Raw genomic sequence first — 24,240 nt, 5'->3', positions numbered from 1 at the left:
CCCCGGCCACGGGACAGCAGGTCTACGAGTTTCGGGTCAACCATTCCCCGGTCGGTTCCCGGCCGTAAACGCGATTCGCCCGACTGGCCACGTTCCCGGCGTACGACGGAAGACCCTGCCGCTGTACGAGTGATTGCTGCGTATCGCTTGCGATGGCGTGGCAAAAGATCAGGGCGCGAGCCGCGGAAGCCCTCGGCCGCCGTCTTATGGAGATCCGACCGCAGAGGAGAACACGCGATGAAAGATCGCGGGAACGACTATGTGCCCGTGCTGATCGTCGGGGGATCGCTCGTCGGTCTTTCCGCCTCGGTTTTCCTCGGACGCCTCGGCATTCAGCATCGTGTCGTCGAGCGTCATGCGGCCACGTCCGCACATCCGCGCGGCCGTGGCAACAACATGCGGACGATGGAGCTCTTCCGGACCGCCGGTCTCGAACCGGACATCCGGAAGGCCGCGGCCACGCTGTCGAGGAACCACGGGATCCTTCAGGTGGACACGCTGCACAGCGGGAACCGGCGCTGGCTCTCGGCGCGTATCACCGGCAGGCCGCCCGAGGCCGATGTGTGCTCGACGGTCCGCTGCGCGTGCAGCCAGAACGATCTGGAACCCGTGCTGCTGGACGGCGCCCGCGACCTCGGCGGGGACGTGCGCTTCAGCACGGAACTGCTGTCCTTCAGCCAGGACGACGACGGGGTGCAGGCCGTCGTGCAGGACAGGACGTCCGGTGAGACCCGCACGGTGACCGCGGACTACCTCTTCGCCGCAGACGGCCCCCGCAGCCCGGTGCGCCAGCGGCTCGGCATCGAACACTCCGGATCCGGGGACCTGTTCCACAACATCAGCGTCACCTTCCGCAGCAAGAAACTGCGTGAGGTGGCGGGGGACGACCTCTTCGTGGTGTGTTACGTCACCGACCCCGCGGGCGAGGGAGTGCTGCTGCCCGTGGACAACGAGGAGCAGTGGGTGTTCCACGTGCCCTGGTTCCCCGAGCGCGGACAGACCATGGAGTACTTCACCGACGACCGGTGCATCGAGCACATCCGGGGCGCGGCGGGCGTGCGTGACCTGGACGTCGAGATCACGGGCAGGGCACCCTGGCACGCGGCGGACCGTGTCGCGAACAGCTACCGGGAGGGACGCGTCTTCCTCATGGGCGACTCCGCGCACGAGATGCCGCCGACCGGGGCCTTCGGCTCCAACACCGGTATCCAGGACGCGCACAACATCGCCTGGAAGATCGCCGCGGTACTGCGCGGCTGGGCGGGTCCCGCACTGCTGGACAGTTACGAAGCCGAACGCCGGCCGGTGGCCCAGGTCACCAGCGCACGGGCCACGGTGCAGGCGGCCCGTGAGCAGCACCCCGGCTACTCCGCCAGGACGGCATCGAGCGACGCCGCCGACCTGATGACCACGGCGCTCGGCTACCGGTACGTCTCCGGCGCGGTCGTCGGTGCGCCGGCGGACGAGCCCCTCATCCCGGACCAGCTGTGCCTGCGCGCCGAGCCCGGCACCCGCGCGCCGCACATGTGGGTCACACGCGAGGGGGAGAGGCTGTCCACCATCGATATGTACGAGCGCTCCTTCGTCCTGCTCTGCGGACGTCCGGCGTGGCGCGAGGCCGCCCGCGCGGTGGCCACGCGACTCAACGTGCCGCTGGACGCGTACACAGTCGGTGGGGGCAGCGAGTTCGACCTGGACACCGGCGACGGCGCGGACTGGGCCTCCCTGCACGGCACGACACCGGAAGGCGCCGTGCTGGTACGGCCGGACGGGTTCGTGGCCTGGCGGGCCGATGCCCGGCCGGCGGACGGGGAAGAGACGCTGACCGGCGTTCTTCGTCAGGTTCTCGGGCGCTGAAGGACCCACCGCCCGCAAGCGCAACCGTTCTGACGCGACCACAGGAATGGGGCCCGCCCATGACAGCACTCCAGACGGCCACAGGCGCGGCACCGGCGACCGGCGAGGACGACAGCACGTCGGCCGACGGTGACGCGCGCCGGGCACGAGTGGACGTGCATCACCACTACACCGCGCCGGAATGGCTCGACTGGGCGGAGAAGAACGACGTCATCCGGCGCGGGAACCTGCCCCCCTGGACGCGGTGGGACCTCGGCAGCGCCCTCGCGCTGATGGATGGGGCCGGCATTCGCACCAGCGTGCTCACCGTCGCCATGCTGGGACGCCTCCAGGAACCGAGGGCGCGCAAGGAGAGCGCGCGCGTCGCCCTGCGATCCGCGAGCGACCTCGTCCGCAGCCACCCCGATCGCTTCGCGTTCTACACGCCCGTATTCCTCGACAGCCCGGAGCTTTCCCTCTGGTCGGTCCACCACGGCATGGACGAGCTCGGGGCGGTCGGGGTCAGTGCACGTACCAGCGTGCGAGGGAAGTATCTCGGGCATCCGTCCCAGGACGGGATCCTCGCGGAACTCAACGAACGCTCGGCTGTGATCAGCACCCATCCCATGGAGGTTCCCGGCGGGGACGCGGAGCTGGAGGGCGTGCCGCCGTTCCTGTGCGACTTCCTGATGGACACCACCCGGGCGGCCGTCAGTCTGATCGTCAACGGGACACTGGACCGCTACCCGAACCTGACCTTCATCCTTCCCCACGGGGGCGGGTTCCTGCCGTACATCGCGAACCGTGTGGAAGTGTTCAGTCGCCATCTGTCACCGAAGGTGGAGCCGGCCCGGGTGCGCGATTATCTGCACCGCTTCTACTACGACACCGCCGGACCGATGTCGCCCTCCGCCACCCCGAGCCTGCTGTCCGCCGTGGGACCCTCCCGGATCCTGTACGGAAGCGACTGGCCCCCCACCCCTTCCCACCTGGTCACCGGGGTCACCGCACCCGCGCTCGACAACGACCCGGCCCTCGACGATCAGCAGCGCCGCCGCATCAACCGCGACAACGCCCACCAGCTGCTGCCGGCGCTCGCTACGGGCCGCCCCGGCGGCGCCTGAGCGCCCAAGCGGCCGCGACGTCCGCGCACGAGCGCCGCCGACCGCGCTCACCCGGCGGGCACCTCCGCCCACCGGCAGGTGCCGCCCGGGCGCACATGGACGCCGCACCGCGCCGACAGCGTGGTCACGATGCCGAGGCCCCGGCCGTGCTCGTCGGGGTCCACAGGCCGCCCCGGCGGCCCCGACGGCCTGGCAGGCCCGTTGTCGGTCACCTCGACCCGCACGGCGCAGTCCCCGTCCACCAGCACCTGGGTGAGCCGCAGTGTCGCCGGAGGCAGCGCGTGCACCAGCGCGTTGGTGAGCAGCTCCGACACCACCAGCAGCACGTTCTCGGCGGCATCGGCGGGCAGATTCAACATGGTGAGAACCGAGCGCACGCGTCGCCGTACGGCAGAGACGGCTCTGGGGGCGTAGGGCAAGGAAAAGACGTATGCGACGCCCTCGCGAGACGCGGCAGAGAGCTGCGCGACTGTCATGTGCCCTCCTCTCCGGTAGCACGGCCGGACGGAAACCGGACGTCAGCGCACGTTAGGGAGACAAACGCCCGGCGTCAATGAATGGCGGTCGGCATTACCGAACGGCATGCTGAATCGCTGCATACCGGACTATGATCGCTTCATGGCCGGCCCGGTCCAATCCATAGAACGGGCGGCGGCGATCCTCCGCCTGCTCGCCGGTGGTCCCGGACGCCTGGGACTCGGCGAGGTCGCGGCGTCGCTCGGACTGGCCAAGGGCACCGCCCACGGCATTCTGCGCACCCTGCAACACGTGGACTTCGTGGAACAGGACGAAGCCACGGGAAAGTACCAGCTCGGAGCCGCGCTGCTGCACCTCGGCACCAGCTACCTGGACGTCAACGAGCTGCGCTCCCGCTCCATCAACTGGGCCGACGCCCTGGCCGCCCGCAGCGGGGAGGCCGTCCGGCTGGGCACGCCCCTGGAGGGCAGGGTGCTCGTCGTCCATCACGTCTTCCGCCCGGACGACACCCTCCAGACCCTGGACGTGGGCACACTGCTGCCGCTGCACGCCTCCTCACTCGGCAAGGTCCTGCTGGCCTTCGGTGCGGCCCCCGTCGACCCGCTGCTGGAAGCCGGTCTCGAGGCGTACACCCGACACACCCTGATCCACCCCGACGACCTCAACCGGTCGCTCGCCGAGATCCGGGACCTCGGCTGGGGCGCCGAGGTGCAGGAAATGAGCATGGGCGAAGCCGGGGCCGCCGCGCCGATCCGGGGGCAGGGCGGCCTCGTCGTGGGAGCGATCGGGGTATCGGGGCCGGTCGAGCGGATCTGTGACACCCAGGACCGGCCACAGCCGGCCCTCATCACCTTGCTACGGGAGGCCTCACGGGCGATTTCCAGAGATCTCGGCGCGGCCCGCTGGTAGGTCCCGCACCGCCACGACGCATCGGAAGGCAGGCCCGATCATGGTTGAACGGTATGTGATGTCCATCGACCAGGGCACCACATCCACGCGCTGCATCCTGTTCGACCACCGGGGCCGATTGGTGTCGGTTGCCCAGCGGGAGCACCAGCAGTACTTCCCCCGGCCCGGCTGGGTCGAGCACGACGCCGTGGAGATCTGGCGCAACCTGCAGCGCATCGTGCCGGAAGCACTGTCGAACACCCGTGTAGACACCGGTCAGATCGCCGCCATCGGCATCGCCAACCAGCGGGAGACCACGGTGCTCTGGGACAGACGAACCGGCGCTCCGCTCGGCAGGGCGATCGTGTGGCAGGACGTCCGTACCGCACCACTGGTCGAGGGACTGAGGGACCGGCCGGGGGACGAGTTCTTCCTCGAACGCTGCGGACTCCCTCCCTCGACCTACTTCTCCGCGCCCCGGATCCGCTGGCTGTTCGACCACGTCGACGGGCTGGAGAGCCGCGCCCGGGACGGCGAGGTGCTGTTCGGCACCATGGAGACCTGGCTGATCTGGAACCTCACCGGCGGCACGGACGGCGGCCTGCACATCACGGACGCCACCAACGCCAGCCGCACCATGCTCATCAACATCCGGACCCTGACCTGGGACCGGGAGCTGATGGACTTCTTCGGGGTGCCGCGAGCGATGCTGCCGGAGATCCGGTCGTCGGCCGAGATCTACGGCGAGGCCCGCTCGCTGCTCCCCGGCGTGCGCATCTCGGCCGCTCTGGGCGACCAGCAGGCGGCCCTGTTCGGACAGACCTGTTTCTCGCCGGGCGAGGCGAAATGCACCTACGGGACCGGCAGCTTCCTGCTGATGAACACCGGGACCGATCTCGTACGCTCCCGGCACGGACTCCTCACCACCGTCGCGTACAAGATCGGGAACCAGCCCACGGTCTACGCCCTGGAGGGCCCCATCGCGGTAACGGGCTCGCTCGTCCAGTGGTTCCGCGACCGACTGGGGCTGATCAACAGCGCGCCCGAGATCGAGACCCTGGCGCGCACCGTCGAGGACAACGGCGGTTGCTACATCGTCCCCGCGTTCTCGGGCCTGTTCGCACCCCACTGGCGCAGTGACGCCCGCGGCGTCATCGTCGGTCTCACCTCCTACATCACCAAGGGCCACCTGGCCCGGGCCGTACTGGAGGCCACCGGCTGGCAGACCCGGGAGGTCGTCGACGCCATGAACGCCGACTCCTCGCTCGCCCTGAAGCAGCTCAAGGTGGACGGGGGCATGACGGCCAACAACCTGCTGATGCAGTTCCTGGCCGATGTGCTCGACGTGCCCGTGGTACGGCCGATGGTCGCCGAGACGGTCTCCCTCGGCGCCGCGTACGCCGCCGGGCTCGCGGGGGCCTACTGGACGGACCTGGAGGTCCTGCGCCGCAACTGGCACGTGGCCGCCAAGTGGCTGCCGGACATGGATCCCGAGCGGCGGGAGTGGGAGTACGAGTCCTGGAAGCGGGCCGTCGAGCGCTCCCTGGGCTGGGTGCGGCCCCCGAAGGGCGGGTGACACACGTCGCCGGGGCGCCGAGGCCGCGTGAGCGGGGCCGAAGGGGCGGTGGACGGGCTGGGCGCGCACGCCGGGACGCTCGCCCTGCTCGAGCCCGGATCCCGGGAGGAGCCGGCCCGCCGCCAGCCGAAGCACGCCGTACTCTTCCCCTCCCCGGTGCCGTCGCGGTGGCCCCGGTCGCCACTTGCTCCGCCGCCGGGGCGCCGTCCTGGTGCTGTTCGCGGAGGACGTCCCGCCGCGGCCCCTTCGGGCGGACGACGGGACTTTCGGAACACGCTAGCGGGTCGGGACGGCCGAGGGACCGGCCTCGGGTGGGGCCGTCATCAGCTTCGCGAACGACGTCATGCACGCCGGACAGTGGCCGGCGTGCTGGGCGCCGGTCGCATCCACTGCCTCCACAAGTCGCTGGCCACACAGGGTGGTTGTGGACTGCTTGACCATGACGTGCCACACCAGCACGCCACCAGGCTTCTCGGGGCCCGCACACATCTCATACATGATCGGCTCCTTTGACGGATGCCTCTCCCCTTCCAGGAGACCCCGCCCGAGCCGTCCGCGCGGGGCGGAGAGGGCCATTCGGGGGACGGAGCCGCGCAATTCGCGTATTCCGCCCGGCAGATGACGCGGCACCCGTCCCGGCGACGTGCGGGACGCCCACCCGCGCACGGCGGCGGCGCCCACTCGGCGACGGCGCCCGCTCGGCTCGGGGCATGCCGACGGACCGCTCGCGGCACGGTGAGACGTGCCGGGAGCGGTCCGTCGTGACGTTCGGGAGCCTGGCGGCGCGTCAGTGCCGGGGGCCGCTTCGGACCCCCACCATCCGCCAGATCCTGACCTCACGCACCAGGCCGGGCATCTCCCTGGCGAGCAGCGTCAGCGCCACGGCGCCCAGCACCAGCCCCTCGGCGATCAGCACTCGTTTGGCCGTCATACCCAACTCCTCTCGTCTGGGAGGCCGCGCCCGGACCGGGCGCGGCCGTGGATGCCGTGTCATCCCGGAGGGAGGTTCGGCATGGTCTTCGTGATCGCGTTGTGCGCCTTCCAGTGAATCCCGGTCGAGCGGCGCGCGTCGGCGGTCCCGTCCTTGTGGTGGCCGGTCTGCCGCTTGTGAGGGCCCCTGTTGCCCTCGTGCAGCCCGGTGACGTGCCGAGGCGTATCGGGACTCACCTGCGGCTTGCCTACACGGATCCTTCCCATCGTCTGCTCCTTGCCGGTTACTGCGGTTGTTCGGTCAGCTCCGCGAAGAACTGCTCGACGGCGGGCCACACCCGGCTGCCGCCGGACAGGCCCCGCCACTCCCGTCGGACGATGCCCACCATCCGGAAGCAGTCGTCGACCGGAGCGATCCAGTGCTCCATCGCCGAGTGGGCGGTGTTCACCAGCAACGCTTCCACGTCCGCTTCGAGGGTGGCGAGCTGGGGACAGCCGGAGACGACGTCGCGCCAGGCCGCCGGGTCCGCCTCCCATCGGGTGGCTCCCGCGGGGCTCGGCAGGTGCGCGCTCACCGTGTCGTCGGCGTGGCGCACGAAGAAGGCCAGCCCCACCGGGACGCCGAGCCCCTGCGTGTCCACCGGGGGCAGACGCACCCTGCGCCGTGGCACCAGCCGGTACCGTCCCTCGCTCGTGCCCTCCTGGACGAAGAGCAGGGAGCAGGGCCGGCACGCGCACAGCACCACCTCCTCGCCGGTGTCCCACAGGTGGCGGTGGCTCGAGGGGGCCTCGGCGCCGCACAGATCGCAGAACTCCGCGTCCGGTCGCCGTTCGGCGGCGGAGCGGATGACACGGGCCAGCGCGCCGGAGGTCATGGCCGCCCTCCGGCGGACGCCGGACGCGAGGTGAGCGACTCGACCGGGACGAAGGCGGTCCGCCGCCCTTCGTCCCCCGGCGCCCGTTCGACGCCGGAGAGTTCCGGTGCCAGGGTGAGCACGGCCTCGCGGACCGCGTCCTCCAGCGCGGCGGACGACGTCCCGCACCCCTTGGCGGACACGCGCACCCGGGCGACTCCCTCCTCCACGGCGGCCAGTTCGACATCGCCGCCCCGCTCGCGCACCGCCGGCCGCAGACCGGCGACGGCGCGCGCCGCCCGGCGCTCCGGTGGCTCCGGGTGGACGCCGTGGAGTACCAGGAGGTGACCGATGAGTTCGTCGCCGGCCATACGGTCGACCAGACGGTCGTCGGCACCGTCCAGCACCCGGGCCAGGGCCTCGCCGTAGACCTCGGTGAGGGCCTGCACCGCCTCGATCGCCGCGCCGGTCATCGGGCCGGGGGCGCCCTGGACCTGCTCCAGCAGCCGGTCGATGCGAGACAGCCGCTCCGCGACCGCCGCCTCGTCGAGCCGCACCGTCTGAGGGCTCTCAGGCATGAGCCGCCCCATAGGTGGGGGAGTGCAGCTTGGTCAGCGTGTTGCCCTTGCCGAGGTACATGTGGACACCGCAGGGCAGACAGGGGTCGAAGCTGCGCACGGTGCGCATGATGTCGACGCCCTTGAAGTCGTCCGGGCCGTTCTCCTCGAAGATCGGCTGGCCCTGGACGGCGTCCTCGTACGGGCCGGGGGTGCCGTAGATGTCCCGGGGGCTGCCGTTCCACGGAGTCGGCGGGTAGGGGTGGTAGTTCGCGATCTTCTTGTCCTTGATCACCACGTGGTGCGAGAGCACACCGCGCACCGCTTCGTGGAAGCCGCAGCCGATCGCCTCGTCAGGCACCTCGTAGTTCTCGAAGACCTTGGTCTCACCGGCGCGCACGGCCGTCATCGCCTTCTCCAGGAACTGGAAGGCCATGGCGGCGGCGTACGCGACGAAGTACGGCCGGGCCCGGTCGCGTTCCAGGGTGTTGCTCCACTTGGGGATCTTCCACTCCAGCGTCATCTCCGGCAGCTTCTCGCTCTTCGGCAGCGAGATCCGCACGCTGTGCCCCGTGGCCTTCACGTACGGCGTGTCGACCAGCCCGTTGAGCGCGGTCGACCACAGACGCGCCAGGGGTCCGCCACCGGTGTCCAGGGGGAGGTGGTCGCCGGTGTTCTTGTCGTACCAGCGCGGGCTCATCACCCAGCTGTAGTTGCCGTCGAAGTCGCGCTTCTGCGGCATCGGCACCGTCGTCTGGTTCCACGGGTGGCGCATGTCGACGGGGTTGCCGAGCGGATCACGGGTGACGAACGGCTCCTCGTTCACCCAGTCCTCGTAGTACGAACTGCCCAGCAGGATCCGGATGCCGAGGTTGATGTCCACGAGGTCGTTGGTGACGAGTTTGCCGTCCACGATGATGCCGGGGGTGACGTACATCGCCCGGCCCCACTCGCTCATCGTCTCGTAGCGGTAGTCGCACACGTCCGGGTTCTGCCAGGCGCCCCAGCAGCCGAGCATGATCCGGCGGCGGCCCACCTCCTCGTAGCCGGGCAGGGCCTCGTAGAAGAAGTCGAAGACGTCGTCGTTCATCGCGACGGCCATCTTGACGAAGTCGAGGACCCGCAGCAGCCGTGAGAGGTAGTCGGTGAACGTGGTGGGCTGTGGCATCGTGCCGACCCCGCCCGGGTACAGCGTGGAGGGGTGGACATGGCGTCCCTCCATCAGACAGAACATCTCCCGGGTGATCCGGCTGACCTTGAGCGCCTCCTTGTACACCTCGCCTTCGAAGGGGTTGAAGGCGCGCATGATGTCCGCGATGCTGCGATAGCCGTGGATGCGGCCGTTACGGGCCTCGGTGCGCTCGGCCCGGGCCAGGACGCTCGGGTTCGTGGTCTTGACCATCGCCTCGCAGAAGTCCACGAAGACCAGGTTGTCCTGGAAAATGGTGTGGTCGAAGATGTATTCGGCCGCCTCGCCCAGGTTGACGATGGTGTCGGCGAGCGGCGGCGGCTTGACGCCATAGGCCATCTGCTGGGCGTAGTTGGAACAGGTGGTGTGGTTGTCACCGCAGATTCCGCAGATCCGCGACGTGATGAAGCCCGCGTCCCGCGGGTCCTTGCCCCTCATGAAGACGGAGTAGCCCCGGAAGAGCGACGAAGTGCTGTGGCACTCCACCACCTCCCGGTTGGCGAAGTCGATCTTCGTGTAAATGCCGAGATTGCCGACGATCCGGGTGATCGGATCCCACGACATGTCCACGATCTGCGCGGGCTTGCGTTTCGCGCCCCGCGCCTCGGTTGCCGTCATGTCCGAGCCTTCCTCGCTCTCTTGCTCGCCCCGTCTCAGGGACGCCAGTAGGGGTCGTAACCGCTGGTCAACTCGGCCTTGTTATGACGCCACTTGGGCTCTCGGTTGACGGCGATGTTGGTGAGGCCGCGCAGCCTGCGGATCACGGCTCCGTACGGCCGGATGAGGGCCGACGAGAAGGTGGCGCCCGTCGGCTCGTCCATGAACGGCATGAACGCGTCCGGGAAGCCGGGCATAGTGCAGCCGATGCAGACGCCCCCGACGTTGGGGCAGCCGCCCACGCCCGCCATCCAGCCGCGCTTGGGCACGTTGCAGTTGACGACCGGACCCCAGCAGCCCACCTTCACCTGGCACTTGGGCGAGTTGTAGTCCCTGGCGAAGTCGGCCTGCTCGTAGTAGGCGGCGCGGTCGCACCCCTCGTGCACTGTCTTGCCGAACAGCCACTGCGGGCGCAGCATGTGGTCCAGCGGGGGCGGCGGTGCCGACCCGGCCGCGTGGTACAGCAGCCAGGTCAGCGTCTCCATGAAGTTCTCCGGCTGGATCGGGCAGCCCGGCACGTTGACGATCGGCAGTGCGCCCTGGGACCTGAACTCCCAGCCCAGGTAGTCGACAAGGCCCATCGAGCCCGTGGGATTGCCCGCCATCGCGTGGATCCCGCCGAACGTGGCACACGTACCGGCGGCGACGACCGCCCAGGCCTTGGGGGCGAGGTGGTCGATCCACCAGTTCAGGGTGAGCGGGTTGCCGGTCTCCGGGTCGTTTCCGAACGAGGTCCAGTAGCCGTCGCCCTCGATGATGTTCTGGTTGGGGATCGAACCTTCGATGACCAGGACGAACGGCTTCAGCTCGCCGCGTGCAGCCGCCCGGAACGGCGCGAGGAAGTCCTCGCCGCCCAGGCTGGGGGAGAGGACCTTGTTGTGCAGGTTCACCTTCGGCAGGCCCGGGACGAGTCCGAGGACGATGTCCTCGATCCCCGGCTGGCCCGCCGCCGTCATCGAAATGGTGTCGCCGTCGCAGCTCATGCCCTCGGAGATCCACAGAATGTGGACCTCGTCGAACCCCTGCCTGTCCTCAGCCCTGGTGGGCTGCTGGCTGACCTCCGTGGTACCGCTTTCGACGGTCATGTCCTCGGCCTCCCTTGCAGTCGGTCCCGGAGTCGGTCGTAGGCCGCGGCCACCGGTCCGGCGAGCGACAGCGCGGGAGGCTCGTCCGGTGCGTGTGGATGCGGTCGGGTCGGCGCGGTCTGCTTGGCCTGGGCGAGGAGCTCCCCGAGCCGGTCCAGATCCCGCTGGGACACGGCATCGCGGAGTCCGGGCATCAGCTCGCTCTCCTCCTCGTGCACGTGTTCCTCGATCTCCTGGCGCAACTGCTCGACGAGTTCTCTCTCGCGGTGGTCGTCCACGGACAGCTTGTCGAGGGCCAGAAGCGTCTGCTTGGCCGCCATGTGCTCGGCGAGGTGCTCTTCGACCTCCTGCATCCCACCCGGCAGGACCTTCTTGGCCAGCGGATAAAACATCAGTTCCTCGATCGCGGCGTGCCGGGAGAGCTCGCGGATCAGCGTCTCGACCACGGCCCGGCGCTGCCGGCCGGTGGCGGCGGCGCGGTAATCGCGAAACAGTTGTTCGACCATCCGGTGGTCATGCATCAGCAACTCGATGGCGTCCATGGCGCCCCTTCCTGGTCCGGGACGGCGGTCGCCTGCCCGGCCGGTGCGGTGACGTGCGGGCGCGGTGCGCCGCCGTCTCCCGCCCCGCCGTCGCCGTGGGAAGCGGCGGACACCTGGCCGGACGCGGCGGGGGCCAGGGAGCGGATGGCTCCGTGCAGCCGTGCGAACACCTCCGGCGGCATGGTCTCCACCCGGTCGAGGATCCCGGCGGCTCTCGGGTCGGTGGCGCGTGCCTCCCGTTTCTCGTCGTCCGTGAGCAGCAGCGTCCGCAGGGTCAGGATCTCGTCGATCTCCGCCGCGTCGTGCAGGTCACCGGGGCTCTCCGGCGCCACCTGCGGATGGTCGGGCAGGATGATCGGCGACGACAGTACGAGGCCGTCGGATCCCTCCTCGCCGGCGAGCACGGGGAAGGTGTGCAGATTGCGGCAGTCGCGTGCGAACACCGCGACGTCTTCGGGCGGGTCGATGGAGGAGACGAAGCTCAGCCCCGCCCCGCCGATGAGGGTGTGCGCCGCGATGAGGGCATGTCCCAGGGCCTCGTCGCGCCGCGCACCGGCGGGCGTCGACCGGCCGGTGTTCTCCGTCCGCACCCGTAGCCGGTACAGGGAGCCGGGACCGGGCAGCCGCTCGGCGCCCAGCGTCGTCCGCGCCTGAACGGGACGGCGTAGGCGCACCAGGCGTCCTACGCCTCCGGGCAGGTGCTCGGTCTCCTCACCGCCGGGGGCGCCGACGTCGAACTCCCGGTCCGCCGCCAGGAGGTCCGCGAGCGGAACGACCAGGTCCCTCTCCTGCGGCACCGCCTCGTCGAAGGCGAGATGAACGCTGCCGCCGGCCTCCAGCCGGTCCACGGGCACATGGCGGCCGTCCTCGGTCCGTTGCTCGACGCTCCGTGCCTGCGTCTGGAGATAGCGCACGCGCACCCGCACGACGGCATCGGGTCCGGCCCGCAGCAGGCACTCGGTCTGCTGCCGCCAGGACTCGACGGACCCCGAGAGGCCGGCCGCCACCGGGCCGTGCGCCTCGGCCCAGGCGCGGGGCGCGAGGATGCCGAACTGCCAGCGCACGCGGTTCTTGGGGGAGGACCTCCGGTACGGGTAGAGCAGATAACCCTCGTACAGGACGGCGTCGGCGACCGCGCACGCCTTCTCGAACGCGGAACCCGCATCTCGTGCGCTCCCGCGCCTGTGGTCAGGGTCGCCCACCGTCGCTCCTCACTGACGGAATGCCTTGATTCCATTGGTTTACAACGATCACACCTTTTAGCGCGCAATGCGCGCATTAGGTGCATATGGGTGAGTGGCGGGTCCGGCGCCGTCGCGGGGAACCCGGATCCGGGGCCACCGCCGATCAAGACCGTGTCGGTACGGCGTGCGGGGGTACTGCGGGAGATGGACTCCGGCCGCCGGCCCCGATGCCGACGGACCCGGCCCCCGGTTGCGCAGTGAGACGGAGGCGGCAGCGATGCACGTGCAAGGCGACGACCCGTCGGAGGGCAGGGCCCGAGTCGGCGATGCGGCGGCGCGGCTGGCCCAGGACACCGCTCAGCTGGTCCGTCACGAGATCCTCGCGGTGCAGAGTGAGGTCAGGGCCGCCGTGCGGCGGATCGGCGCGGGAGGCGCGCTGCTGGGCGCCGCCGGTGTGTGCGGAGTCCTGGCGCTGTGGTCGGCGCACGAGACCGCGCTACGGGCGCTGGAGTCGAAACTGCCCGGTCCGCGCGCATCGGCCGTGCTGGGCTGTGCCTATGCGGCGGGGGCCGTGGCCCTGGGGGCAGCCGCGCGCGACCGCGTGCGCGCCGGGGTCCAGGCGTCCGCGAAGGCGTTCGAACAGGCGGATGAGGCCGTCGCGAGCGGACCGGACATCACTGGCCGGGGTGGCACCCCCTAAGGACCGGGCGGTTCTGGGTTGGTACGTGTGCCACACTCGGCGGCATGCGGCATGACCACATGGGCGGCAGGTTGAGCGTCGGCCACCGCGACTCCGAACTCGACGAGCGCTTGTCCAGGGGACTGGACGAGGTCAACTACCCCGCGACCGGCACCACCGAAGCCGATCAGGGCGCGCTGTCGGTGAAGGCCGTCGATGACACCGGCGAGCTCATCGGGGGCCTGTCCGCCTGGACATGGGGTGGACTGCTCGGTATCGAGATGCTCTGGGTCCGCGAGGAAAGCCGACGGGACGGCTGGGGAAGCAAGCTCCTTCTCGCCGCGGAGGAAGAGGCACGACGGCGCGGCTGCGACCGCGCGTGCGTGTCGTCGTTCACCTTCCAGGCCCCGGCGTTCTACCAGCGCCACGGATACGTCGAGACCGGCAGGACGCCGGGGATCCCCGGCGGAGCCGAGGACGTCCACATGTACAAAAAGCTGACTTGACGATGACCTGCCCCGCCAGGGGGACCGTCGTCACTTCGCGGCGGGCAGGCGCGGACCGGCTGCGGCGGGGCGACCGCGCAGGGGGCGTGGCAGTGCGAACCGTACGCCGTGAACACGCGGCGAGAAGTGCAGTATCGGGGGGCCGGACGGTGCCGGGAGCCCGGCCGCCGTCGTCAGCGACTGGCGGAGGTCCAGCAGATCGGCTCCGTACAACGGCCAGGGCTCGTGGTCGACCTCCGTCCGCCACAGCACGCGGCCGGTGCGGGTGAAGGCACGCCACCGGGAGGTCAGCCATATGTCCCGGGCGCCGGGGACGACCGGTGCGCCGGGGCGGACGGTAAGGCCGTAGGCCGGGAAACCCCCGCGGCGGACCCCGGTGTACCGCACGGTGCCGGACTCGAAGTGCACGGTCAGGGCGCCCAGGTGGTACGGCGCGCCGATGGCACGGGCCGCCAGCATGACGACCGTGCCGACCTCCAGGGACAGGAACCACAGGCCGTCGAGACCGTCGGGGCGGCGTACGTAGGTGCGCAGGTTGGTTTCCGGAAAGCACCACCGGGCGGGAGGCAGGCCGCCGGGTCGCAGGGCCGACATGACGAAGGGCGTGAAACCGATCCACGCCGCGTCCTCATAGGTGTCGACGGTGAGGCCCGACGGCAGCAGGTCCTGCACGATCCGCGGCTCGTAAGGCCAGTGGACGAAGGTCTGGCTCAGCCACCGGGCCTCGGCCACGGGCAGGACGACATGGTGCTCGGAGGTTCTCGCCACCATGCGTCCAGGCTACGCGCCCGGTCGGCGGCGCCCCGGCGCGCCGAGGCACCTCCGCGTTGCGGACGGCGGCGAGCGAGGTCGCAGTGAGTGCAGTGAGTGAGAGAGGGCACCGCTGGGGAAGAAACAGAAGACGTGGAAGGGCTGGGAGGCAAGACCGTGACCACCATCGCGATCGTCGGAGCCGGGCCCGGCCTCGGCGCCGCCGTCGCGCGGCGGTTCGGCCGAGAGGGACACGACGTCGCCCAGCTGGTCGTCCCCGGCGCGATCATCCCCGGCCACCCAAGAAAGGACCCTGCCGCACTGGCGGCCACCCTGTGGGACCTGCACAGGGAGCGCCATGGCTTCCGCCACTACGCGGACGACCTGGACGCCTGACGCCCCCTCTCCGGCAACCCGGACGCCCGAACGGCGAACTGCCGCCCACCGCACGCCCACTCGCCCTCGCCTTGCCGCAGCGCCTTTCCGGCGCAGCGGACCGACCGCAGGTGCGGTCGCGCAACCCGGCCCGCCGACCCAGTGAGGAGTTCCGCACCCCGATGACCGTCTCCCCGATGACCGTCGCCACGCCGGGTCCCGGCTTCCGCCCCCGTACCGCCTTCGCCATGTCCCGGGAGGCCGCCGCGGCCGTCCTCGACCCCGAGACGCTCGACGCCCTCGCCGCGATCTGCGACCTCGCCCCGCCGCCCGTCCTCGACGACCTCACCACACCGGCGGCCCGGGCCGTTCTCACCGACGTCGACCTCCTGGTCACCGGCTGGGGCTGCCCCCCGCTCGACCCGGACGTGCTCGAGGCGGCGCCCCGGCTGCGCGCGGTCGTGCACACCGCGGGCAGCGTTCGCCACCACATCACCGAGGCGTGCTGGGAGCGTGGCATCGAGGTGTCCTCCGCGGCCGCCGCCAACGCCCTCCCGGTCGCCGAGTACACCCTCGCGATGATCCTGATCACCGGTAAGAACATCCTGGAACGCGCCCGCGACTACCGCGCCACCCGCACCCGTGACGCGTGGCTGCGCACGCCCCGCACCGTCGGCAACCACCGCCGCACCGTGGGCATCCTGTCCGCGTCGCTCATCGGCCGCCGGGTCATCGAGCTGCTGCGCCCGCACGACATCGACGTGCTCCTGTACGACCCGTATGTCACGGATGCGGATGCCGCTGAACTGGGCGTGGAACGGGTGGAGTTGGACGAGTTGTTCGCGCGGGGCGACACCGTCAGCGTGCACACCCCGCTGCTGCCCGAGACCCGCCGTCTGGTCGGCCGGCGCCTGATCGAGGCGATGCGCCCGGGAGCCGTGCTGATCAACACCGCACGCGGGGCGATCATCGACCAGGACGCGCTGACCGACGCGGTCGTGGCGGGTCGCGTCCGCGCCGTCCTCGATGTCACCGACCCCGAAGTGCTGCCCCCCGGACACCCCTTGTGGGACTGTGACAACGTGGTCATCACCCCGCATCTGGCCGGGTCCCAGGGCAACGAGTGGCGCCGGCTGGCCGACCTCGCCGTCGCCGAGACCGCGCGCTGGGCGTCAGGCGCCGGATTCCTGCACCCCGTACGACGTGAGAGGCTGGGGTTCCAGGCATGAGCATCCCCTTCGAACTGCCCCCGGAGGAACGGGAGTCGAGCCCCCACACGGGGTATACCAGGGCCCACTGGGAGGCCGTGGCCGACGGGCTGCTGGCGTCCGCCTGGCGCTGGAGCACACCGGGCGGCGCCCTGCTCCACCTGCCCGGACGGCCCTCATGCTCGGGCGTGCGCTCGGACGGTCTGGAGGGTTACGCCCGTACGTTCCTCGCCGCCGCCTTCCGGGTGGCGGGCGCCGGCGGCGCAGACCCGCACGGCCGCCTCGAGCGGTACGCGGGCGGTCTCGCCGCCGGCACCCTCACCCCCGGCCGTGACGACGCCGAGTCCTGGCCGCTGATCCTCGACCACGATGTGCGGGGCCAGCCGATGGTGGAGTCCGCGTCGATCGCGCTGGGACTGCGGCTGACCGCTCCCTGGCTGTGGAAGAACCTCGACGCGCGCGTCCAGGACCGGGCGGAGGACTGGCTGCGCGGGGCGCTGCGGCACACGCCCGCGCCGAACAACTGGTACCTCTTCCCGTTCACGGTCGCCGGGTTCCTGGAGTCGGTGGGCCGCGGGGACGCGGAGACGGCCGCGGCCCGGCGGCGCGCGCTGGACCTGCTGGAGGGCTGGTACCGCGGCGACGGCTGGTACGCGGACGGCGACGGCCGTGCCTTCGACCACTACAACGGCTGGGCTCTGCACCTGTATCCGCTGCTCGACGCCCACCTCGCCGGGGACGGTGAACGGTCCGCCCACCACGGAGCCCGGCTGCGGGAGCATCTCGACGGCTTCTCGCTGATGTTCGGCGCGGATGGCGCGCCCATGCACTTCGGCCGCTCGCTGACGTACCGGTTCGCGGCCACGGCGGCCGTCGGCCTGGGTGCCCTGACCGGTCACACCCCGCTGACCCCCGGCGCGTCCCGGCGCCTGGCCAGCGGCAGTCTCCGCTACTTCCTGGACCGCGGCGCGCTGACGGAGGACGGGCTGCTCGGCCTCGGCTGGCACGGTCCCCACGACGCCACCCTCCAGAGCTACTCGGGTCCGGCATCCCCGTACTGGGCCTCGAAGGCCTTCGTGTCCTTGCTGGCACCCCCCGCCCATCCCCTGTGGACGGACCGGGAGGAGCCCGCGCCGGCCGAGGGGGCCGACCGGGTCCTCGCCCTCCCGGCCCCGGGGTTGCTCGTGCAGACGACGGGCGCGGACGGGATCGTACGGCTGCACAACCACGGCAGCCACCATGTCCGCCCCCATGAGGGCGAGTCGGCGGCCGAGGACGATCCGCACTACGGGCGCCAGGCCTACTCGACCCGCACCGGACCCACGGCCGCTGGAAACGTCGCCGACAACCACCTGTCCGTCGATGTGAACGGCCGGGCAGGCGTACGACGCCTCATCCACCCTCTGGGGGCCGGGGACGGGGAGGGCTGGGGGTGGGCGGCGTCCTGGCACCGCCCGGTCTTCGTCGCCGGACCGCCGATGCTGCCGGGCCTGCGCGTGGAGAGCGTGACGGTGGTCCGGGGGCGATATGAGCTGCGGATCCACCGTGTGGTCGGAGCCCCGCACGGCACTCGCGTCACCCACACGGGGTGGGCCACCGGCCCGGAGGAGCCCGTCGAGTCGGTGCTGCACGGGCTGTACGGCTGGGACGAGGGCGTCGAGCGGGTGCCCGCGCCCCAGGGCACGGCCTACACCCGCTGGGCCAGGGTGCCTCGGCTGCGCGGGCCGGCAGGCGGCACCTCGGTGCACGTGTGCCTGGCTGCTCTCACGGCCGAAGCCCGGCCCGCGCCGCCGGCGGACGCCGTCGCCGCGGTGGTGGCCGGCGACGACGGCGTCGAGGTGACATGGGCCGGGGACGGCGCACGGTCGGTGGTGGGGTTCCGGCCGCTGACCGTGACCCTGCTGCGGTAGGCGCCCGGGTCAGCCGATGTGGTAGCTGTCCCCGTACACCTTCCAGTCGAGCGGCGGGTCGAGGTTCAGGTTGCCCTTGCGCAGGAAGACCCGCTGCTCCGTGTCGACCCGGCTGGTGTCGCTGTGGGCCTCCTCCTGCTTCATGGCCCACACCCGCGCGTCGAGGAAGGCGTTGAGGTACGCCACCTCGGTGCCGCCCTGCGCCGGCGGCTTCGCCGTGCGCAGCGCGCGCTTGCGGATGTTGCGGAAGCTCGTCGGGTCGTCACCGTCGCCATGCATGACGATGGCGTCGTAGTACGTGAACTGCCCGAGCACTCCGAGCCTGTCCGCCTTGCCCTGCTGGACGGCGGGGTTGAAGTAGACCCGGTCGCGTTCGTCGTTCTGCGCCTGCTGGAACACCTTGTCCTGCGCGGCCGTGCGCCAGTCCTTGGGGAAGTTCGGGTCGAGGCCCCCGTGCGAGTCGCTGCCGTTCACCTGGCGCAGGGCGGGCAGGTACTTGGCGAGTACGTTTCCGGGCTTGCGGTCGGTGTAGAGCTGCACCAGGTCCAGCATGTCGCCGGTGCCGGAGCAGAAGCCGATGATGCCGGCGGTGTAGCCGCGACCGTCGCCGATGTCCTCGATGTACTTGTACTGGGCCTTCCAGTCCAGGGAGGAGTTCTCCGCGCTGGAGACCAGTTGCATGGCGATCTCCTTCTTCGCCGGGTCGTCGAGCCCCACGGCCTCGGCGGCCGCGGGGGCCGCCGAGGCGAACGGGGAGTTCAGCAGCGGCGCGGCTGCCAGGGACGCCCCGATGAGGGCGAGAACGGTTCGGCGGGACGTGCCGGCCTGGCCTGCCGTGTCGGGGGAGCGATGCACCACGGGGACTCCAAAGGGGTGGGGGGTGGCTGCACTGATAGGAAGGTTTCCTATCAGATGCCGAGGGTGATGGGTACCCGTCAAACGCAAGCTTCGTAGGGTCGAACAAGACGCCCCGCCTCAGGGCAGCGGCTGCTCCGCCCAGATGACCTTGCCGTTCGGCGTGTAGCGGGTCCCCCAGCGCTCGGCCATCTGCGCCACGAGGAACAGGCCCCGTCCGCCCTCGTCGGTCATGGCGGCGTGGCGCAGATGGGGGGACGTGCTGCTGCCGTCGAAGACCTCACAGATCAGGCTGCGGTCGCGCACCACCCGTACGCGGACGGGCTCACTGCCGTAACGGATCGCGTTGGTGACCAGCTCGCTGAGGATCAGCTCCGTCGTGAACGTCAGCTCCTCAAGACCCCAGTCCGCCAGCTGCCGCGTCACCGAAGCGCGCACGTCCCCGACGGCCGCCGGATCCATCGGCACCTCCCACTCGGTGACCTGGTCGGACGTGAGGGCCCGGGTGCGCGCCACGAGCAGCGCGATGTCGTCGCAGGTCCGGGGCCGCGGCCGGGCGTCCAGGACGGCCCGGCACGTGTCCTCGGGCGACGGCCCTGACTCCGCCAGGGCGGCGCGCAGCAGTTCCAGCCCGGCGTCGATGTCCCGGTAGCGGTCCTCGATGAGCCCGTCCGTGTAGAGAACGAGCCGACTGCCCTCCGGGAGCTCCAGGTCGGCCGTCTCGAACGGCAGACCGCCGAGTCCCAGCGGAGGACCGGCCGGCACGTCGGGGAAGTGGACAGAGCCGTCGGGCCGGATCAGAGCCGGCGGCGGGTGGCCCGCGCGGGCGATGGCACAGCGCCGGGTGGCCGGGTCGTAGATCGCGTAGAGACACGTCGCGCCCGTGACGGGGGCGCTCGCCTCCTCGGCCGTCTCGTTCTGGTCGATGCGGGCCACCAGTTCGTCGAGCAGGCCGAGGAGTTCGTCGGGCGGCAGGTCGAGGGCCGAGAAGTTGTGGACCGCCGTGCGAAGCCGTCCCATCGTGGCCGCCGCGTGCAGACCGTGGCCCACCACGTCGCCCACCACCAGCGCGACCCGGGCACCGGACAGCGGCAGCACGTCGAACCAGTCGCCGCCCACCCCGGCGTATGCCGGAAGGTAGCGGTAGGCGATGTCCAGGGCGCCCTGCTCGGGCAACCTCCGCGGCAGCAGACTGCGCTGAAGCGTCACCGCCATGCTGTGCTCGCGCGTGTACCTGCGCGCGTTGTCGATGGCGACCGCGGCACGGGCCACCAGCTCCTCGGCCAGGGCCATGTCCTCCGCGTCGAAGGGCTCGGGCTTCTCGGAGCGCCAGAAGTTGACGAGGCCCAGAGTGAGCGATCCCGCCCGCACGGGCACGGTGACCAGCGAGTGGATGCCGTACCGCACGACCGCAGTGGTCCGTGCCAGCTCCTGCGCGAGCCAGCCCGGCGCCTCGCCGAGCCGGGGCTCCAGCATGGCCCTGCCGCTGCGCAGGCTGTGGGCCTGCGGGGAGGACGCCACGAACCGGATCCGCTGCCCCACCGGGTAGAGGGGGGCGTCGTCGCGGATCCCGCTGGACGCGGTGCGGCGCATATCGGTCCCCGCCTCCGGCTCCTCGCCGTCCAGGACCGGCTCGAACAGATCGACGGTCACGAAGTCCGCGAACCGGGGTACGGCCAGCTCCGCGAGCTCCTCGGCGGTGCGCCGTACATTCAGGCTCGTCCCGACGGCCCCACCGGCGTCGTACAGCAGGGTCAGGCGCTCGCGCGCCACCTCGGCCCGGCCGGACAGGGCCCGCAGCTCCGTCGAGTCACGGAGGGTGGCCACGCTCCCGGGCGGGCCCCCCTCCCGGTCCGTGGGCCGCTGGTTGATGGCCAGCAGCCGGTCCCCGACCAGCCGTACCTCATCGGTGGCGAACCGCCCGGAGGCCAGCAGCTCGGCGGTGTCGGGCGGCAGGCCGAGATCGGTCACGTGCCGCCGCTCGGCGTCGTCGGGCAGGTCGAGCAGACGCTCCGCCTCGTCATTGGCGAGCAGCAGCTGGCCGTCGCCGCTGAGGATGATCACTCCCTCGCGCACCGAGTGCAGCACCGCGTCGTGGTGCTCGTACATCCGGGTCATCTCGCCCGGCCCGAGGCCATGGGTCTGGCGCAGCAGCCGCCGGCTGACCAGCGCCGTCCCCGCCGTGGCCAGGCCCACCCCGCCGGCCGCGGCGGCCAGCACCAGCGGCAGCTGCCGGTCCGCGAGCCCGCCCACGTGTTCCGTGGTGACACCGGCCGACACAAGGCCCACCACCCCGCCCTGGGCCGACTTGACCGGGACGACGGCCTGCACCAGCCGGCCGAGGGTGCCGTCGACCTCCTCGGTCACGGTGTCCCCGGCCAGCGCGGGCTGGATGTTCCCCACGAACTGCTTCCCGATGCGGTCCGGCACGGGATGCGTATAGCGGATCCCGTTGTCGTTCATGACGACGATGAAGTCGACCTTCGCCGTCCTACGGGCAGCCTCGGCGGCAGGCTGCAGCACGGCCGTCGGATCGGGACCGGTCAGTGCCTCGCTGGTCCCCGGCGCGTTGGCGAACGCCTGGGCGACGGCGAGGGAACGGTTGCGCGCCTCCTGCGCGGTGTCACGTCGCACCTGAAGGAGGAGCGCCGCCACCGCGGTCACGACCAGCAGCAGCACGATGACCACTTGCAGGACGAAGACCTCTCCGGCCACGCTGCGTCCGGTCAGTGCCGACCGCAGCGCCGCGAGGGCACCCGGGCGCCGCCGACCCGGCTTCCGCTGCTGCCCGGCGGGCGGCGGGTGCGGTGTCCGCGAGGTATCCGGTGCGGGCGCCAGGTCGGCGCGGCTGTGTACGCGCGGGGTGCACGGGATGCGCAGACCGCTGGGGCGACGGGGCGACCGGGTGCCGGTTCGACCCAGGAGTCGGGCCATGTGCCCTGTCTACACTCCCGGGCCGGGGGAGGCGAGAGGCATCACACGCGGTGATGCCGTGTTCCCCGGTCACGAGACGGCCAGGAGCCCGGCGCCGGCCGGGCGCGGCGCGCGCACGACGCAAAGGCGGCTGTCGCCGCCGAGTGGCGGCGCCACGCCCACTTTCGAGTGACTTCGCAGCCAGTCTGCGATACCCGGGAACGGCCGTGGCCCACGATCGCAGTCGGCCGGGCAACTCCGCCCGCACCGTCCGCCGGGAGTCCGCCGTGCACATCCTGCTCGTGGCCACCGCGTTCAACAGCCTCACCCAGCGCGTCCACGCCGAACTGCGCGACCGGGGCCACACGGTGGCGGTGGAACTCGCCCTTCCGGGCGTCCCCCTGGCGGACAGCGTACGGCGGCACGCGCCGCAGCTCGTTGTCGCGCCGATGCTGAAGACTGCGATTCCCCGGGAGGTGTGGACCTCCTGTCCATGCCTCATCGTCCACCCGGGGCCCGTCGGCGACCGCGGGCCGTCCTCCCTGGACTGGGCGATCCTGGAGGGAGCCGGGTGGTGGGGCGCGACGGTGCTTCAGGCGGAGGAGGAGATGGACGCGGGCGCCGTGTGGGCATCCGTCGCGTGTCCGGTACCGCCGGTGTCCAAGAGCGACCTGTACCGGGGCGAGATCGCCGACGCGGCCCTCGCGGCCGTTCTGCTGGCCGTGGAGCGCTTCGCCTCCGGGACCTACACCCCCCGCGCGCAGGGTCCGGCGCCGAGCCGCCCGTACCTCGACCAGAGCGTCCGGCGAATCGACTGGGACGCCGATGCTACGGCGACAGTCGTGCGGAAACTGCGTGCCGCCGACTCCCAGCCCGGCGTGCTAGACATGCTGTTCGGCGAGGAGTGGTACCTGCACGGCGGCCATCCCGAGGAGGGACTGCGCGGCGCCCCCGGCGAAGTGCTCGCCACCAGGGCCGGGGCGATCTGCCGGGCAACCAGGGACGGTGCCGTGTGGATCCCCGAACTGCGCCGTCGGCGCGTTCCGGGGCAGCCACGCCCGGTCAAACTCCCCGCCGTGCGGGCCCTCGGCGAGCGGTTGCCCCCGCTGCCCGATCTGCCCGTGGACCCGGACGCCTCGTGGCCCGCCTGGAGCGACATCCGGTACCGCGAGGAGGGTGGCGTCGGCTTCCTGTCGTTCGCCTTTCCCGGCGGCGCGATGAGCACCACCCAGTGCCGGCGCCTGCTGGCGGCCTACCGGGCCGCCTGTGGGCGCCCCACCTCGGTCCTGGTGCTGGGCGGGCAGCGCGACTTCTTCTCCAACGGCATCCACCTGGGCGTCATCGAGGCCGCCGACGACCCCGCCGCCGAGTCCTGGGCGAACATCAACGCCATCGACGACCTGGTCGAGGCGGTCCTGACGACCACGGACCGGCTGGTCGTCTCCGCCCTCGGCGGCAATGCCGCGGCGGGCGGCGTGATGCTCGCCCTCGCCGCCGACGAGGTCTGGTGCCGCGCCGGCTGCGTCCTCAACCCGCACTACCGGCTGATGGGCCTGTACGGCTCCGAGTACTGGACGTACACGCTGCCCCGTCGCGTCGGTGCCACGGTGGCCGACCGGATCCTGCACGAGGCCCTGCCGATAAGCGCCGCGAGGGCCCAGGGCCTCGGACTCGTCGACCAGGTCGTCGAGTGCGGGCCGCAGGACTTCACGGCGGAGGTCGGCCGACTGGCGGCCCGGCTCGCGAAACACCCGGGAACGCGGTCCCGGATCGCGGGAAAGAAGGCGGAACTGGACCACCAGCAGAGCAAGGAGCCGCTGGCCGTCTTCAGGGAACGGGAGCTGGCCAGGATGCACCGGATCTTCCACCACCCGGACGCCCCCTACCACGCACTGCGGCAGGCGTTCGTCCGCAAGGAGACACCCTCGTGCACGCCTGCGCATCTCGCCGTCGCCGCAAGCCCCCTGACGGCGGCGGATCCGCCCGTGTCCCAGGGCACGGCGACCGCGGCGCCCGCCGAGGTCTCCACCCCACGACCACGCGAATGACGCCAGGACCCCGCACGGCCCGAGATCGGCGGTCTCTCCCCGGCCCCGCTGCCGAAGACCGCCGTCCTCGTGCCGAAGACCGCCGACTCGGCGGCGA

General features: G+C 71.4%; 22 protein-coding genes and 1 pseudogene. 10 read left to right on the top strand and 13 right to left on the bottom strand.

The features are described from left to right. The first annotated feature begins 237 nt into the window (after positions 1-237). Positions 238-1,857: an FAD-dependent monooxygenase gene (locus ABZ823_RS19505; protein ID WP_361661457.1), complete on the top strand. Its 1,620-nt coding sequence runs from the start codon at positions 238-240 to the stop codon at positions 1,855-1,857. Between the two features lie 59 nt (positions 1,858-1,916). Beyond that, positions 1,917-2,960, top strand: coding sequence for an amidohydrolase family protein (locus ABZ823_RS19500; RefSeq protein ID WP_361661454.1), 1,044 nt, complete (start codon positions 1,917-1,919; stop codon positions 2,958-2,960). Positions 2,961-3,007: 47 nt separating this feature from the next. Here ABZ823_RS19500 and ABZ823_RS19495 read toward each other — a convergent pair whose 3' ends face one another. Then, positions 3,008-3,436, bottom strand: coding sequence for an ATP-binding protein (locus ABZ823_RS19495; protein WP_361661451.1), 429 nt, complete (start codon positions 3,434-3,436; stop codon positions 3,008-3,010). A 142-nt stretch (positions 3,437-3,578) separates the two neighbouring features. On the opposite strand from ABZ823_RS19495, the gene ABZ823_RS19490 reads away from it, so the two are divergent. Both ABZ823_RS19490 and glpK read left to right on the top strand, forming a co-directional pair. Next, complete coding sequence (locus tag ABZ823_RS19490) at positions 3,579-4,346, top strand: IclR family transcriptional regulator (RefSeq protein ID WP_361661448.1); 768 nt, start codon at positions 3,579-3,581, stop codon at positions 4,344-4,346. A 40-nt stretch (positions 4,347-4,386) separates the two neighbouring features. Further along, positions 4,387-5,901 (top strand): glycerol kinase GlpK, encoded by a 1,515-nt coding sequence (gene glpK / locus ABZ823_RS19485; protein WP_361661445.1) that lies wholly within the window; start codon positions 4,387-4,389, stop codon positions 5,899-5,901. Between the two features lie 276 nt (positions 5,902-6,177). Here the strand turns inward: glpK and ABZ823_RS19480 are convergent, their stop codons facing one another. From ABZ823_RS19480 to ABZ823_RS19440, 9 genes are all read right to left on the bottom strand, one after another. After that, entirely contained in the window at positions 6,178-6,399 is a 222-nt protein-coding gene (locus ABZ823_RS19480; protein ID WP_361661442.1) for a hypothetical protein, read from the bottom strand. 289 nt (positions 6,400-6,688) lie between these two features. Beyond that, positions 6,689-6,832, bottom strand: a complete 144-nt coding sequence (locus ABZ823_RS19475; RefSeq protein ID WP_361661439.1) for a hypothetical protein — start codon at positions 6,830-6,832, stop codon at positions 6,689-6,691. A 59-nt stretch (positions 6,833-6,891) separates the two neighbouring features. Continuing rightward, positions 6,892-7,098 (bottom strand): hypothetical protein, encoded by a 207-nt coding sequence (locus ABZ823_RS19470; protein ID WP_361661436.1) that lies wholly within the window; start codon positions 7,096-7,098, stop codon positions 6,892-6,894. A gap of 17 nt (positions 7,099-7,115) precedes the next feature. Beyond that, the gene (locus ABZ823_RS19465; RefSeq protein WP_361661433.1) at positions 7,116-7,706 is read right to left on the bottom strand and encodes a DUF5947 family protein; all 591 of its coding nucleotides are present in this window, start codon (positions 7,704-7,706) and stop codon (positions 7,116-7,118) included. Further along, complete coding sequence (locus tag ABZ823_RS19460) at positions 7,703-8,263, bottom strand: NifU family protein (RefSeq protein ID WP_361661430.1); 561 nt, start codon at positions 8,261-8,263, stop codon at positions 7,703-7,705. The genes ABZ823_RS19465 and ABZ823_RS19460 overlap by 4 nt, the downstream gene beginning before the upstream one ends. Further along, positions 8,256-10,049 (bottom strand): nickel-dependent hydrogenase large subunit, encoded by a 1,794-nt coding sequence (locus ABZ823_RS19455; RefSeq protein ID WP_361661428.1) that lies wholly within the window; start codon positions 10,047-10,049, stop codon positions 8,256-8,258. The genes ABZ823_RS19460 and ABZ823_RS19455 overlap by 8 nt, the downstream gene beginning before the upstream one ends. A 35-nt stretch (positions 10,050-10,084) precedes the next feature. Further along, a complete protein-coding gene (locus ABZ823_RS19450) occupies positions 10,085-11,173 on the bottom strand; it encodes a hydrogenase expression protein HypE (RefSeq protein WP_361661425.1) in 1,089 nt (362 codons plus the stop codon). Next, complete coding sequence (locus ABZ823_RS19445) at positions 11,170-11,715, bottom strand: hemerythrin domain-containing protein (protein WP_361661422.1); 546 nt, start codon at positions 11,713-11,715, stop codon at positions 11,170-11,172. Before ABZ823_RS19445 ends, ABZ823_RS19450 begins: the two co-directional genes overlap by 4 nt. Beyond that, the gene (locus ABZ823_RS19440; RefSeq protein ID WP_361661419.1) at positions 11,694-12,917 is read right to left on the bottom strand and encodes a hypothetical protein; all 1,224 of its coding nucleotides are present in this window, start codon (positions 12,915-12,917) and stop codon (positions 11,694-11,696) included. Before ABZ823_RS19440 ends, ABZ823_RS19445 begins: the two co-directional genes overlap by 22 nt. 259 nt (positions 12,918-13,176) lie before the next feature. On the opposite strand from ABZ823_RS19440, the gene ABZ823_RS19435 reads away from it, so the two are divergent. Together ABZ823_RS19435 and ABZ823_RS19430 are read left to right on the top strand one after the other, a co-directional pair. Continuing rightward, a complete protein-coding gene (locus ABZ823_RS19435; protein WP_361661415.1) occupies positions 13,177-13,599 on the top strand; it encodes a phage holin family protein in 423 nt (140 codons plus the stop codon). A 44-nt stretch (positions 13,600-13,643) separates the two neighbouring features. After that, complete coding sequence (locus ABZ823_RS19430) at positions 13,644-14,084, top strand: GNAT family N-acetyltransferase (protein WP_361661412.1); 441 nt, start codon at positions 13,644-13,646, stop codon at positions 14,082-14,084. Positions 14,085-14,114: 30 nt separating this feature from the next. Here ABZ823_RS19430 and ABZ823_RS19425 read toward each other — a convergent pair whose 3' ends face one another. Next, positions 14,115-14,855, bottom strand: coding sequence for a DUF2071 domain-containing protein (locus tag ABZ823_RS19425; RefSeq protein ID WP_361661409.1), 741 nt, complete (start codon positions 14,853-14,855; stop codon positions 14,115-14,117). 225 nt (positions 14,856-15,080) lie between these two features. On the opposite strand from ABZ823_RS19425, the pseudogene ABZ823_RS19420 reads away from it, so the two are divergent. The 3 genes and pseudogenes from ABZ823_RS19420 to ABZ823_RS19410 form a co-directional block, all read left to right on the top strand. Beyond that, positions 15,081-15,230 (top strand): annotated as a pseudogene (locus tag ABZ823_RS19420) (dehydrogenase); the annotation flags it as partial. 176 nt (positions 15,231-15,406) lie between these two features. Beyond that, positions 15,407-16,438, top strand: a complete 1,032-nt coding sequence (locus tag ABZ823_RS19415) for a hydroxyacid dehydrogenase (protein WP_361661739.1) — start codon at positions 15,407-15,409, stop codon at positions 16,436-16,438. Beyond that, positions 16,435-18,327: a DUF2264 domain-containing protein gene (locus ABZ823_RS19410; protein ID WP_361661406.1), complete on the top strand. Its 1,893-nt coding sequence runs from the start codon at positions 16,435-16,437 to the stop codon at positions 18,325-18,327. The genes ABZ823_RS19415 and ABZ823_RS19410 overlap by 4 nt, the downstream gene beginning before the upstream one ends. A gap of 9 nt (positions 18,328-18,336) precedes the next feature. Here ABZ823_RS19410 and ABZ823_RS19405 read toward each other — a convergent pair whose 3' ends face one another. Together ABZ823_RS19405 and ABZ823_RS19400 are read right to left on the bottom strand one after the other, a co-directional pair. Continuing rightward, a complete protein-coding gene (locus ABZ823_RS19405) occupies positions 18,337-19,185 on the bottom strand; it encodes a chitosanase (protein ID WP_361661403.1) in 849 nt (282 codons plus the stop codon). A 117-nt stretch (positions 19,186-19,302) separates the two neighbouring features. Continuing rightward, complete coding sequence (locus ABZ823_RS19400) at positions 19,303-22,116, bottom strand: SpoIIE family protein phosphatase (RefSeq protein ID WP_361661400.1); 2,814 nt, start codon at positions 22,114-22,116, stop codon at positions 19,303-19,305. Between the two features lie 266 nt (positions 22,117-22,382). Between ABZ823_RS19400 and ABZ823_RS19395 the strand changes: the two genes are divergently transcribed. After that, on the top strand, positions 22,383-24,143 hold the full coding sequence (locus ABZ823_RS19395) for an enoyl-CoA hydratase-related protein (protein ID WP_361661736.1): 1,761 nt from the start codon (positions 22,383-22,385) through the stop codon (positions 24,141-24,143). Positions 24,144-24,240: the final 97 nt, after the last annotated feature.

It is taken from the genome of Streptomyces sp. NPDC047079, from assembly GCF_040643755.1.
GTDB lineage: Bacteria > Actinomycetota > Actinomycetes > Streptomycetales > Streptomycetaceae > Streptomyces.
Note: the sequence above shows the minus strand (reverse complement) of the source record. Positions and strands in the feature narration are given on the sequence as shown.

Excerpts from the sequence above, each read along its gene's own strand:
- ABZ823_RS19475 (WP_361661439.1), bottom strand. The coding sequence starts at position 6,832 with ATGACGGCCAAACGAGTGCTGATCGCCGAGGGGCTGGTGCTGGGCGCC.
- ABZ823_RS19400 (WP_361661400.1), bottom strand. The coding sequence starts at position 22,116 with ATGGCCCGACTCCTGGGTCGAACCGGCACCCGGTCGCCCCGTCGCCCC.
- ABZ823_RS19465 (WP_361661433.1), bottom strand. The coding sequence starts at position 7,706 with ATGACCTCCGGCGCGCTGGCCCGTGTCATCCGCTCCGCCGCCGAACGG.
- glpK (WP_361661445.1), top strand. The coding sequence starts at position 4,387 with ATGGTTGAACGGTATGTGATGTCCATCGACCAGGGCACCACATCCACG.
- ABZ823_RS19455 (WP_361661428.1), bottom strand. The coding sequence starts at position 10,049 with ATGACGGCAACCGAGGCGCGGGGCGCGAAACGCAAGCCCGCGCAGATC.
- ABZ823_RS19480 (WP_361661442.1), bottom strand. The coding sequence starts at position 6,399 with ATGTATGAGATGTGTGCGGGCCCCGAGAAGCCTGGTGGCGTGCTGGTG.
- ABZ823_RS19415 (WP_361661739.1), top strand. The coding sequence starts at position 15,407 with ATGACCGTCGCCACGCCGGGTCCCGGCTTCCGCCCCCGTACCGCCTTC.
- ABZ823_RS19470 (WP_361661436.1), bottom strand. The coding sequence starts at position 7,098 with ATGGGAAGGATCCGTGTAGGCAAGCCGCAGGTGAGTCCCGATACGCCT.
- ABZ823_RS19490 (WP_361661448.1), top strand. The coding sequence starts at position 3,579 with ATGGCCGGCCCGGTCCAATCCATAGAACGGGCGGCGGCGATCCTCCGC.
- ABZ823_RS19430 (WP_361661412.1), top strand. The coding sequence starts at position 13,644 with ATGCGGCATGACCACATGGGCGGCAGGTTGAGCGTCGGCCACCGCGAC.
- ABZ823_RS19425 (WP_361661409.1), bottom strand. The coding sequence starts at position 14,855 with ATGGTGGCGAGAACCTCCGAGCACCATGTCGTCCTGCCCGTGGCCGAG.
- ABZ823_RS19500 (WP_361661454.1), top strand. The coding sequence starts at position 1,917 with ATGACAGCACTCCAGACGGCCACAGGCGCGGCACCGGCGACCGGCGAG.
- ABZ823_RS19460 (WP_361661430.1), bottom strand. The coding sequence starts at position 8,263 with ATGCCTGAGAGCCCTCAGACGGTGCGGCTCGACGAGGCGGCGGTCGCG.
- ABZ823_RS19495 (WP_361661451.1), bottom strand. The coding sequence starts at position 3,436 with ATGACAGTCGCGCAGCTCTCTGCCGCGTCTCGCGAGGGCGTCGCATAC.
- ABZ823_RS19445 (WP_361661422.1), bottom strand. The coding sequence starts at position 11,715 with ATGGACGCCATCGAGTTGCTGATGCATGACCACCGGATGGTCGAACAA.
- ABZ823_RS19435 (WP_361661415.1), top strand. The coding sequence starts at position 13,177 with ATGCACGTGCAAGGCGACGACCCGTCGGAGGGCAGGGCCCGAGTCGGC.
- ABZ823_RS19450 (WP_361661425.1), bottom strand. The coding sequence starts at position 11,173 with ATGACCGTCGAAAGCGGTACCACGGAGGTCAGCCAGCAGCCCACCAGG.
- ABZ823_RS19505 (WP_361661457.1), top strand. The coding sequence starts at position 238 with ATGAAAGATCGCGGGAACGACTATGTGCCCGTGCTGATCGTCGGGGGA.
- ABZ823_RS19410 (WP_361661406.1), top strand. The coding sequence starts at position 16,435 with ATGAGCATCCCCTTCGAACTGCCCCCGGAGGAACGGGAGTCGAGCCCC.